Origin of the sequence: Paenibacillus glycinis (assembly GCF_009909185.1) — a bacterium.
Taxonomy (GTDB): domain Bacteria; phylum Bacillota; class Bacilli; order Paenibacillales; family Paenibacillaceae; genus Paenibacillus_Z; species Paenibacillus_Z glycinis.
This window is the reverse complement of the sequence record NZ_JAAAMV010000042.1, coordinates 1-11140: the sequence shown is the minus strand read 5'-3', so window position 1 is coordinate 11140 and position 11140 is coordinate 1. Positions and strand designations below refer to the sequence as shown.

The window sequence follows — 11140 nt, the reverse complement described above, 5'->3', positions numbered from 1 at the left end:
GCAAGGAGCGTACGCGGCGGCTGATTCAAGTCGGGGCCATTTTCGAGAGCCAGTTCCCAAAGATGGCGGATTTTACGTTGGAACAGGTGAGCGAACTCGCCGCAGAGCTTGGCCGGCTTGTAAAAGAACATCAAGCAGCTGAGGCAGCTGCAGACAAAGAGGGAGTGAATACGAAGTGACCAAATCGAATTCGCTGGCCTGGGAAGAAAATCGCAAACAAACTGCGTTCGTCCAGGCGTACATACAAGAGCATTTCGGCGCGGATCCGGACGACATCATTCAAGCACAGTCTGATGCCTTAGAAGCCTACTGGAAGTCGTTAGGATTCGAATTTGGTCAAGACCAAGAAAGCTTTATTCTTCCTGAAGGGTTAGACAAAAAGGAAAGTTAATCAGACTAAATTTCACTTCAAATGCAAGTCCGGAATTCAGCGAAAAACCGCCGTGAGCGGCGATTTTCCATTTCCGAGACTAGACCAAAAAACGGCCACTGTTCGCATCGATTGCGAAAGGGCCGTTTTTTGTGTTTTCTCCCGCTAGCTTGAAATTGCTACCCGATCCATGCTCCAGAGGGCTCAGACATCTGCACAAAATAAGTGATTATGTACAGATGTCCGCTGCCGGTGACAACTACCCCAGACTACTCAAAATTGTTCGACTGAATCGAATATTTGTCCCTACCCGTTACTTTTTCTCCTCCCAGCACCTCTAATCTATGTCGACAGCAATGCAACACGAGAAGACCCGGGTCTTCTAGGAGGTGGGGAACATTAAAAGCATGGCAATTAATCGGTCAGGTAGCGTCATATCGTCGGACAAAATGGAGCTGGCGAAGCTCGCATGGTCGGCTCGACAGGGAAATACGGATGCCTTTCTTGAGCTGATAGAGAGCCTGAAGGGGGCGCTCTACAGAACCGCAAGAACGATTCTTAAAAACGATGAGGACTGTGCGGATGCGCTCCAAGAAACCATCTTCAGGGCCTATCAGGCGATCAGCTCGCTGAGAGAACCGACACATGTAAAAACATGGCTGTATAGAATCCTTATCAATGAGTGCACCACAATACTACAGAAGAGACTACGCCAGTCTCAGCCCATCACGCTGCCGGAGCCGGTTGTAAATAGCTCGGTTTACCAAGACGTAGAATTAAAAGAAGCCATTGATCGGCTGGAGGAGCCTCTTCGGCTGGTCGTGGTGCTCGTCTATTTGGAGGATATGAAGATTGCAGATGCCGCGGCAATCCTTGGCATCAGCGAAGGCGCAGCCAAGATGCGGCTGAAACGGAGTAAGGCCCAGCTGAGAAGCTGGCTGGAGCCGACATGGGAAGGGAGAGATAATCATGACGTCAGACCAAATTGATGAACGGCTGCACCGACTTCGGCTGGAAAGGAAACTAAAAGTAGACATCCCCGAGGCCGTGGAGCTCCGAATGGGGGAGATACTTGGGAGAATCCGGGCCGAAGCATCTTCCTCATTGTCAGCAACCGGCCAACGCCACAAGCTAGATCGGGATGTCCTCTCCGACGACATCCGGCAGGTGAATGGTCAAGCCGGCCACTCGCATTCCATCGTACCCAGACGGTTCCACCGGCTGCGACGCTTGGCAGCCGTAACTGTGGCAGGCGTGTTACTGCTTGGAACGGGGATGGCCGGACTAGGTTACATTTCGCCGGCATTCGCCGATTCGATGCGGTCGGTTCCGGTAATTGGAAGCTTATTCTCCTTGTATGGGGACAGGGGAATGCAAGCGGCAGCGGAAAATGGATTGGTGCAACCAGTTGCAGCCACCGAGACTCACGGAGACACAACAATCAGTGTTCGAAATGTCATTTATGATGGGACGAGGATCGTACTCGAGGTTGATCGGGAAGGTGATGGGGAATTCTATAGCCGCAACTTGCGTGAACCTAAGCGTGGCGAGCTGACTTCCGTCGAGGCATTTTTGCAGGAGCAGCAGCTGATGCCGTCCTGGAGTTCGGCTGGAGAGCATTCCGTGCTCGTTAGCATTGATCGGCTACAATCGGAGTTGCCGAGTCAGTTCACGCTTGGGGTTAAACTTACGGTGGCCGGAGTTGAACAGCCATTTCGCTTTGACGTACCGGTGAAAATCAATGCCGAACCGATTGTGATCGAGAAGCCCAAAATGCCAGATACACTCGCTTATCGCGGATTTGTTGTGGACAAGGTCGTCGTGACACCCGTGACGACACAGGTGTTCTTCCATCTTCGACCCAAGGCCGAGGATACAGCAAACACATTTGTGCATCCGGATGATTTTGATATGTCGGCAGCGCAGGATGATCAGGGGCGCGTCTATCAGATACTTGGCGGTCAGGGCGATCCAATGACGGAGTCGGGCAGTAAACAGTATTATATATTCGAGCCTATCAGTAAGGTAGCACGCACTCTCAAGTTTAACTTTAATGTCGCAGGTGGCCCGGATGGCAAGCCGTACTCGATTGAAATGGAGGTGCCGCTACCGGATCGTCAACGGTAGAGCTACTGAAATTCTTATTACACTAACGGATTACGATAGTTGAATTAAAAGGATCTGCCTGCAGCTGCGGCGGATCCTTTTTCATCTGCACAAAATATGCGGTTATATACAAAAGTCAGTTCTAAGACAAATCGGTAAAGTCCACTGGATTCCCTTGATAAAATAATAACGTTTGTGTTATTATTATAACATAGTCGTTATAAGCGACATAACTTAATATGGAATGGGGCATACCGATGTACGAGATTGATGTGTACAAAGATGCCCGTGGCAATTCTCCAATTCAAATTTTTATCGACGACCTGGAGCAAAAAGCACCAACGGATAAGCGAGCCGCTCGCTTATTAAAAAAGTTATTCTACTCCGTTGAGTTGTTAAAAAACAGCGGTACACGATCGGGTGAACAGTTCACGAAGCAAATTGATGGAAAGCTTTGGGAACTTCGTCCAGATGACCACCGTGTGTTTTTCTTTATGTGGAACGGCAATCATATTGTCCTTCTACATAGCTTCAGGAAGTCGGGACGAAAAACGCCTGATCTCGAAATCAAGCAGGCGAAACGTGAAATGCTGGATTGGATTAGTCGACACGGGTATTGAGAGGGGGTAACCCCCTCTCCCTCCTTGGGAGGAGTACAGCAATCACGCATCGGTAAAAAGTAGTAAGAAGTAAAAAGTAAAAAATGAAAATTAGGAGGAAAACAAATGGGAATGAGAAAAAATTATGCGTATCGACGGAGTAGATGTTGTTACATTACTTTTGAAATAACACACAAAATAAAAAATAGAGATCAATAAATTATTATTTAAGAAAGTAGGGCTGAAAATGACAAGGTGGGACGATGTAAAGAAAAACATTTCGTCGATCCCGGAATCCGAAAAATATGTACTTGAGTTCACCGCTTATCTCGTCTCTAAACTAATTCAGCGCCGTCGTGATCTGGGACTAACACAAGAGGGATTGGCCGATTTAACCGGGCTTAAACAGTCCGCTATTGCAAGAATCGAGAGTGCACGAGTCGTTCCTAAGATTGATACCATTCAAACCCTGGCTAAAGCACTTCGTTTAAAGCTTGATCTGATTCCGGATGAAGAAGCAGCTGCCAGTGCCATCTAAACGAGAAATAAACATATGATGATTGTGGTAATCTTGACCCAAGAAGTACGATGCTTCGGGACGATTCACGCCTCAATTATGTAGAAAGCAGTGGTTTTAACTCTCCACACAATGATGATTGCGGAAATCTTGACCCAAAACGTACGATGCTTCGAGACGATTTACGTCTCAATTATGTAGAAAGCAGTGGTTTCAACTCTCTACACATATGATGATAGCGGTAATCTTGATACACGTACGATGTTTCGGATCGAATGGGATTAAGAAAGGACCTGTCACTTCTAAATGAGCTGTTTAATAATAGGAGAGGATCCAAGGGGTCTCGGACGTCTGGTGCCCTCCCGGAAGTGGCAAGACTATAAGGAGCAGTCACGCCGGCTGCTCCTTTTAATGTGGAAAGATCTGCTGAGGCGGATCTTGAACGGGGCACAATAGTTGATTAAAGGGATCCTCCTGCAACTGCAGCGGATCCTTCTTCATCGTTCACAAAATATAAATTTTGATGCAAATGTCCAAAGAATTATTACGGCGTGAGATCACAACCTAAAACCTATAATCCAATCCAGGCTGTCATTGCGCAAACAGCAGTAGGCTGCTGCCGGAGAACTATGTTGCCAAATTATGCCGTATGATGTTACTGTAAACTCATCTTTCAGGAAAGGCAGCTGCCTACGATGAGTTTGAGCTTAGATGATGTGAAAAAACTTGCTATTGTCTCCCTCTTCTACGACGACGAACTGGTAGATAGGTTTACAGTAAAGGGTGGGACGGCAATTAATGTTTTTTTTGGCTACAATGATCGTACTTCTATGGACATCGATGTATCAATGTCTGACGATTTTAGTCCTGATGAGATGCAGCATATAGCATCGAAACTTGAAAAAGCTTTTCAGAATGTCTTTGGTGAACGTAGCTACCAAGTCTTTGACTTTAAATTTTTCCCGACCCCTAAAAAGGTATCCGAGAAGTTTGCAGGTTTTTGGGGCGGATATAGCGTGGAGTTTAAAATCATTGAGGCGGAACGTTACAACCCGAATGAGTTAGAACGAATGCAAAGATCCGCTGTCGTTGTTGGTACCGGGCAACAAAAAAGGTTCACGATAGATATCAGCAAATATGAGTACACTGTTCCAAAAGTTGAGGACGAGCTGTTTGGGTATGTGATATATATATACTCTCCTCTAATGGTTCTGTATGAAAAGCTTCGAGCTATTTGCCAGCAAATGGATGAATATAAAGAAATCGTGTTCACCCATTCTTCTCAGAGAGCTAGGGACTTCTTTGATATCTTTACAATTGCCGAGAAGTTAGATACAACCGAGGTATATAATCCCGAAAACGTAGAAATTCTAAAAGAAATATTTCGAGTGAAAAGGGTCTCCCTAAGACTACTTGGCAACATCACAAATCAACGTGAATTTCATCGAGATAATTTTTCAGCTGTACAAGCAGCTGTTGCTGATCGCCGTTTGGAAGCTTATGATTATTACTTCGACTACGTCGAAAAGTTAATCGAACCATTATCTTATCTCTGGATCGAAGATCAACGAGAGACTGCCGGTTAATCCCCCCGTAAAGGGGGGCTTTTTCTAGAAACCCTTTGGGTAATAAACCCTCCAGCGATCAGAGTACTTCTTATCTTTCATCCCATAGGTCAAATAAAAATCATGATCCAAACTAAAAGGTGTAAAAAGCTTAAATACATTCTCCGGGTAGCCTGCGCGCTCTAGATATAAGCCAATTAACTGATGGTAAGGATACTTGAATTTCATTTTTTTCAGCGTGGCCAGTAACTTATTTACCGAAACTCTGCCTTTTGCTGCCTTATAGGCCTCCAATACCTCCACAACTCCACCAGAATAGTTAGGACGTACGACAATATCGATTAATGTGCGTTCCAAATCTGTAACAGTTAACTCTTCCCCATCCATTTTAATTTTTGTGATTCCTAGTCGATTATGATTCTTCCCATTTAAAAGAAATACCTCATAGTTATGTTCATTAAGGTTAAAGCTCGCTTTTTGATTGGTTTCTCTCATAGGTCGAGAAAATGCCAGGTCTATGTTTTTCTGTATTAGCTGATCTTCGGGGTCGTTAGGATCATAATCAACGTACCATTTTGATGCTTGCTCCATATTAGTGTATATCTTTCTTGGAATATTGTTTGTAAGCTGGTGCACAAAAACAGCACTGTAATGACTTAGGTAAGATTCCTTGTTAAATGTCAGCGCCAATCGATATGGGGATATATCACCTGATAAAAATCGAGTTGTACCTCTTTGAGGTAACTTAACGTCTACGGCGTTCATCATGTTTTTTTCCAATATGACGTAGTTAATAAATTCTGTCAGTTTTAGAGATTTAGGAACGATGTCTTCTTCTTTAATTTGTTGTAATAATCCTTGAAGGCTATCGTAGGTAAAAATCCCATTTCCCATATTGTTCATATAGTTTAATATTTGATCTATATTTTTTTTCATAACGCCTACTCGACCTAACCTGCCCATTTAAAACACCTCCAATAAGTGCTCACGCACATAGTATATATACTATGTGCGTGAATAGCAAAAGAACGAAATAAATCTGCAATTGGAGTAGTATATATACTACTCCAAAGTGTACTTATTTTAAATAGAAAAGCGTAAATGTAGGTAGTATATATACTACCTACAGAGGCATTTTTAATTTTTAATACTGTACTGACGTATTTATCTACTGTGGTTCCCTTGCTCGTACTCCGGTAACCATCCAAGTGTTGACACCAGTAATACCCCGGAAAGGTTTGCTTCCGGAATCAGCTTGGAGACATCCGTTCCAATACGTTGTAGAACCCCTTTAAAAGCGCTTAGATAGGCTTTATAAGGTTCACCCTTCGCGAGCGCCTTCCTGGCCATCTCTAAACGCGGAAGTAACCAGACCGGCCGCTGCCGCGCTTTGGATCGCTCCGGATGCCCATTGCTTATTATAATCGTTAAACAACGTTGATTTTTTCAGATTTCACGCCTGCGATCCGCAAAACAACAACAGTAAATTCAGCACGCATAATCGTCCCAGCCGGTCGGAACGTTCCGCCTGGATAGCTACTCATATATATCCCTTATCGGCGCTTTGGATAGCAGCTGCCGCCACCCAATGGCTCTTGGAAACATCCTTAAATTGCGCTGCTGCAGCGTTCGCTCTAGAAGCAAAAGCAACCAGCGAAGTTAATGCCACAGTTCAACCATTTTTTCTCAAAACACGCAGCCTCCACTTCGTTCCGGTTCCGTGAAGATGACCTCGGAGTGGGCACAACGAAAACCACGTTGCACCCAAACCGAGATCATCTTCACGGCTGTTTCCGCCACCTCAATTGTCATCACTCCGCGTTTATTAATCTCCTTAATTCTTCTCTTTATAGAACCAATTCCAAAAGGTTGCTTCGCTTCGCGAACCCTTGGATTTTAACATCCTCCCCGCGCCCGCCCCTGCATTTTCGGTGAACTGGATTCGTTCAATACGCCACATTTTCTGCTTGACGAATCTTTGGATCGATGGCATGAGCCTTGCGTGCTGGACACAGTTCACCTTATCCCGAAGCCTTGGCTTAAAGCCCGGAATAAGGTTGTAGGCTGCTGGATGATCCTGCCGTCACGCATCGGGGAACGGCTCCCGGCATTGTTTCCTACCACGCGCTTACGCGCCTATTGTTACGATCGCTCGAGCTGGTTACGGTTCCTATGACCAGCCTGTCACCATGACATCCAATAGCTTCTCAAACCGTGGTCTTGCCTCCCTTGAACAGTTTCCAGCAAGGTTCAATCGACACTTCACCACGTACTCTTCGGAACGGTCGCGCCCTGGGATGGAGTCACATCCTGATTGGGTCGCACTTCGTTTTGCCTTACGTTGGACTGCCTTTCGGCGGGATTATGTACTTGGATGCACGCCCAACATTGCCCCCGCCCGTGCGATTGTCTCCCGACTGAAGGTAAACGGGGGCCAGGCCGGCTTCACTTAGCACCTGGTTAGGACGCCAGTGGCTGCGACGATCGCGCAGCAACCCGGAAATAACCGTACGCTTGGGGTAAGGCTCCCTCCCGTACGATGGACAGTGTTTTTACGTGTTCTCCTGTCACTTTGAAGCATGACCACGCAGCTGGCGAAGCTGAAAAAGGCAATAAGAAAACAGGCCCTCGGTACCCCGTTTTTTTGCGAGGTCCGGAGCGTGCGCCGGTGTATGAGGTTTGTTATGTAGAGGCCGAATGGCCATAAACAACTAAAAAGACCCTGCCATCCGTGACTACGGAAGCAGGGCCTCATCTCAATTTACGCTGAATTTACACCGTTCCTCCCTTGCTCCAATGCGGAACAGATGGTAGAATACGAGGTAATAAAGCTATCGTGAGTGTGCGCCTGTTTCACCGTATTGACGTACGGATGGAGCAGCTGAGGGATTACCAGTCCCAAGCGGCCGAAACGATGGCTTTTTATTAGTTTTAAAGGAATATTTTCTAATTCAATATAGCACACTGCTAGATTCGTAGAAAGGGTTATTTTAGAAAATGATTTCCCTGAATACAAAGTTAGCCTGTGAAGATGGCCTCGGTTTGGGTGCAACGTGATCTTCGTTGTGCCCATTCCGAGGCCATCTTTGCGGAACCGGGAACCGGTGTATTTATAGGGGAGGATGATCAACAAGTTTTCAAACGTAGACCATGCGGAGATTGCGGCCTCCCTCTCTTAAGACACTGACGGGCAGGAATGACGCGGGTTTACGTCGAATATAGCGGACAATGATGACGTGACGAACGGAAGTAATGACGGCATGACGACGATGACGGATAGATGACGACGTGACGAAACGGAATGACGAAGGGGTGACGACGAGGTGACGGAGTTCAAACGGACTTATACGCTCGTGGACATGGCGGAGCGGCTGGGGAGGCCGAGAACGACGCTCGCAGATTGGGCCCGCCAATTCAAGGAATTTCTGCCTACAGTAGGATCAGGGCGGTCTATGCGTTATAACGAGGCAGCGCTTGAAGTGTTTGGCCTCATCTCGAAGATGAAAGACGCTAACGAGCCGGTGGAGTACATAAAGGAGCAGCTGCGTGGCATGGTGACAGAAATCATCGTGCCGATGACGGATGACGACGACGGAAAGCCGTATCTGATGCAGTTAACGGAAGAACTTGAATTGATTAAGCGTGGCATGGTTGTCATGATGGAACAAGTAGAGATATTAAAGACGGAGAATGACGGATTACGACGGGAGCTTGCTGAGGCTCGTTGGGAGGCAAGTAGTACCACAAATCAGCTTACGGAACAACTCGGAAAAGTATCTCAACAGATGACGACGGAGAATGACGGGCTCAGACGGGGGCTATTAGAAGGGCGACAGGAGATCGCCGCTACCATAGCAGAAGATCGCATCCGACGAGTGGATGAACGGCTAACGGAAAGACGGATCGAGCAGCAGCTAAGGACCGAAGCGCAGGAAGCCTGGAATGCAAAACCGGAGATAGAACGCATGCGGAAGGCTGGTCTGTTCAGGAAAGAAGAAGACGTGGCAGCGCGTGACCGGTTTATTCATAAATACGTGGACGATCACTACGAACAAAGGATCAGAGAGACATACGAGGGATGAAGAAACCAAGTAGCTTTGGCCCGATTACCTTTCGTGATCTCGTTCATGATCTTGGCTTTGCTGTGCCTCCCGCATCATCCGCTGCTGCTTTTGCCGCTGCAACTTATCTCGTTCCCTCTCAACAGCTTTAAATGCGTGATCGATCGCCGAGAATGCGCCGCGTACGACGGAAATTTGCTGCTGCAGCTGATTCGGTTCTTTAGGCGGCAGCTTCTTCTGTTCGCTCTCAATTTGCTTGTCTTTCAGATATAGGTCACGTTCCAGGGCATCTATTTGTGGCTGGTTATTCTTGGTCATTCGCTGCCATGCGTTCTTAGGCTGCAGCTGATCCTGTTTGTCCCGTAATTGCTCACGTTCCTTCTTCAGCTCCTCGACCTTGCGGAAACCATCCAAGAAACCTTCTAGCATGCTGATTTCGGTTTTAGCCTTGTGCCTTTCCCAATACAGCCGGTTATAATCGGATTCGACCTGAACGGTCGTTCTGGCCGGCTTAGCAAGTTCCGCCTGTAACCTAGTCTTTTCCTCCGCGTAAGCACGAAGATCCACCACCATCCGGTTATGTTCCTGGACTTCCCGGTTAATGCTCCCCCGATCCGTCGCAACACCGCGGCTCTCCATCTCCCGAACAGTCGGGCCTTCATGAATTGTCGGCAGCCGGTCGGTTACTCCCTGCTTCTCTAAGCTACGGTGGTCAACGCGTTCCGGACGGTCTGCGCGTTCAAAGATCCGGTTGATATCGTTCGCCCAGGCTTCTCGCCAGTTCTCCAGCAGCTCCCGATCGTTCCAAGCTCGAACCTTTTGGCCAAAACCTTTGGGCGTCATCTCGCGCATAGTCAGCATGATATGAGCATGCGGGTTGTTCGAATCGTCGCGGTGAATGGCCAAGTCGGCAACCATGCCCTTGGCCACGAACTCGCGCTCGCAATAGAAATGCAATAGCTGCTCCTGCAGCTTGGGGTTAAACTCTTTCGGAAGAGCTAGATTGATTTCGCGGCACAGCTGCGCGTCCTTGCGCTTCTCGGCCTTCTCGACCTCGTTCCATAGCCGGTTCCGATCCTGTACCCATTCGGGAGACTGCGCCGGCGCGAGGATCACGGTTTCCGGTTTAGCTTCGCGCTTATAGTGTTTCAGCTCGCCGGTGCGCTCGTCGGTCAATCGCTCGCCGCTGCGGTAAGCAGCCATTGCTATTGCCGATCGGCCAGCGCTGCGAGATGCAACTTGCGCAGAAAAGTGGTAGATCGCCATCGGTGCAGTTCCTCCTTTGTCATTTTTCATAATTCATATTGCGTCAGACGCAATATGAATTATCGTCGATTCGAAGAATCGAATAGGTACAGGGTGGAACCCTGTCGCACACATCGCGAAGCGATGTATAAGTGCGCCCTTCGTATTCTGCTTCGGGATTATTCTACCACATGCGCAACATTCGATATAGCACAAATGATAGTTTCCACGCGGTATTTTATGCGGTAAAATGATGACAAAAGCACAGACATAAAAGAAGGTGCTCTGGAATGGAGTTTACGTGCCAATCATGCAAGCAAAGATTTGAAAGCGAGCATGAGGTTTCTTTGTATATTGATCAGGGATACGAGTGCGAAATTCTATGTTTGCCATGACTGTTTAATTGTGGCTGCACGTCCGCGGCGCTGGATGATGAAGGCACACATGCATCTCAAAACGCAAGCGATAGTAAAGGGGGGAGACCGATGAGCGAAACGAAGCGGAAGACGCCAGAGGAACGGTTGGCCGAGCTCAATAAGAAAATGGAGCAGCTGAAGGCGCAGAAGCAGCGTGTTCAAGCACAATTGAGTCAGAAAGAGCGCAAGGAGCGTACGCGGCGGCTGATTCAAGTCGGGGCCATTTTCGAGAGCCAGTTCCCAAAGATGGCGGATTTTACG

Annotated in this window: 9 protein-coding genes and 1 pseudogene; 8 read left to right on the top strand and 2 right to left on the bottom strand. The window is 47.5% G+C overall.

Features of this window, described 5'->3' with window-relative positions; all coding sequences use genetic code 11:
- Positions 1–175 precede the first annotated feature (175 nt).
- The 6 genes from GT019_RS31390 (at position 176) to GT019_RS31365 (ending at position 5178) form a co-directional block, all read left to right on the top strand.
- Complete coding sequence (locus GT019_RS31390) at positions 176–391, top strand: hypothetical protein (RefSeq protein ID WP_161747382.1); 216 nt, start codon at positions 176–178, stop codon at positions 389–391.
- Positions 392–777: 386 nt separating this feature from the next.
- Positions 778–1359 (top strand): RNA polymerase sigma factor, encoded by a 582-nt coding sequence (locus tag GT019_RS31385; RefSeq protein WP_235949631.1) that lies wholly within the window; start codon positions 778–780, stop codon positions 1357–1359.
- Positions 1340–2497: a DUF4179 domain-containing protein gene (locus tag GT019_RS31380; RefSeq protein ID WP_161747381.1), complete on the top strand. Its 1158-nt coding sequence runs from the start codon at positions 1340–1342 to the stop codon at positions 2495–2497. Before GT019_RS31385 ends, GT019_RS31380 begins: the two co-directional genes overlap by 20 nt.
- A gap of 236 nt (positions 2498–2733) precedes the next feature.
- Positions 2734–3096 carry a type II toxin-antitoxin system RelE/ParE family toxin gene (locus GT019_RS31375; RefSeq protein ID WP_161747380.1) on the top strand — a complete coding sequence of 121 codons (363 nt, stop codon included), beginning with the start codon at positions 2734–2736 and terminating at the stop codon, positions 3094–3096.
- Between the two features lie 226 nt (positions 3097–3322).
- The gene (locus tag GT019_RS31370; protein WP_161747379.1) at positions 3323–3613 is read left to right on the top strand and encodes a helix-turn-helix domain-containing protein; all 291 of its coding nucleotides are present in this window, start codon (positions 3323–3325) and stop codon (positions 3611–3613) included.
- Positions 3614–4287: 674 nt separating this feature from the next.
- Complete coding sequence (locus GT019_RS31365) at positions 4288–5178, top strand: nucleotidyl transferase AbiEii/AbiGii toxin family protein (RefSeq protein ID WP_161747378.1); 891 nt, start codon at positions 4288–4290, stop codon at positions 5176–5178.
- A gap of 24 nt (positions 5179–5202) precedes the next feature.
- Here the strand turns inward: GT019_RS31365 and GT019_RS31360 are convergent, their stop codons facing one another.
- On the bottom strand, positions 5203–6120 hold the full coding sequence (locus tag GT019_RS31360) for a type IV toxin-antitoxin system AbiEi family antitoxin domain-containing protein (RefSeq protein WP_161747377.1): 918 nt from the start codon (positions 6118–6120) through the stop codon (positions 5203–5205).
- Positions 6121–8480: 2360 nt separating this feature from the next.
- On the opposite strand from GT019_RS31360, the gene GT019_RS31355 reads away from it, so the two are divergent.
- On the top strand, positions 8481–9239 hold the full coding sequence (locus GT019_RS31355) for a MerR family transcriptional regulator (RefSeq protein ID WP_161747376.1): 759 nt from the start codon (positions 8481–8483) through the stop codon (positions 9237–9239).
- A gap of 24 nt (positions 9240–9263) precedes the next feature.
- On the opposite strand, the gene mobQ is transcribed toward GT019_RS31355, so the two are convergent.
- A complete protein-coding gene (mobQ, locus tag GT019_RS31350; protein ID WP_161747375.1) occupies positions 9264–10484 on the bottom strand; it encodes a MobQ family relaxase in 1221 nt (406 codons plus the stop codon).
- Positions 10485–10948: 464 nt separating this feature from the next.
- On the opposite strand from mobQ, the pseudogene GT019_RS31345 reads away from it, so the two are divergent.
- A pseudogene (locus GT019_RS31345) lies at positions 10949–11140 on the top strand (DUF3847 domain-containing protein); the annotation flags it as partial.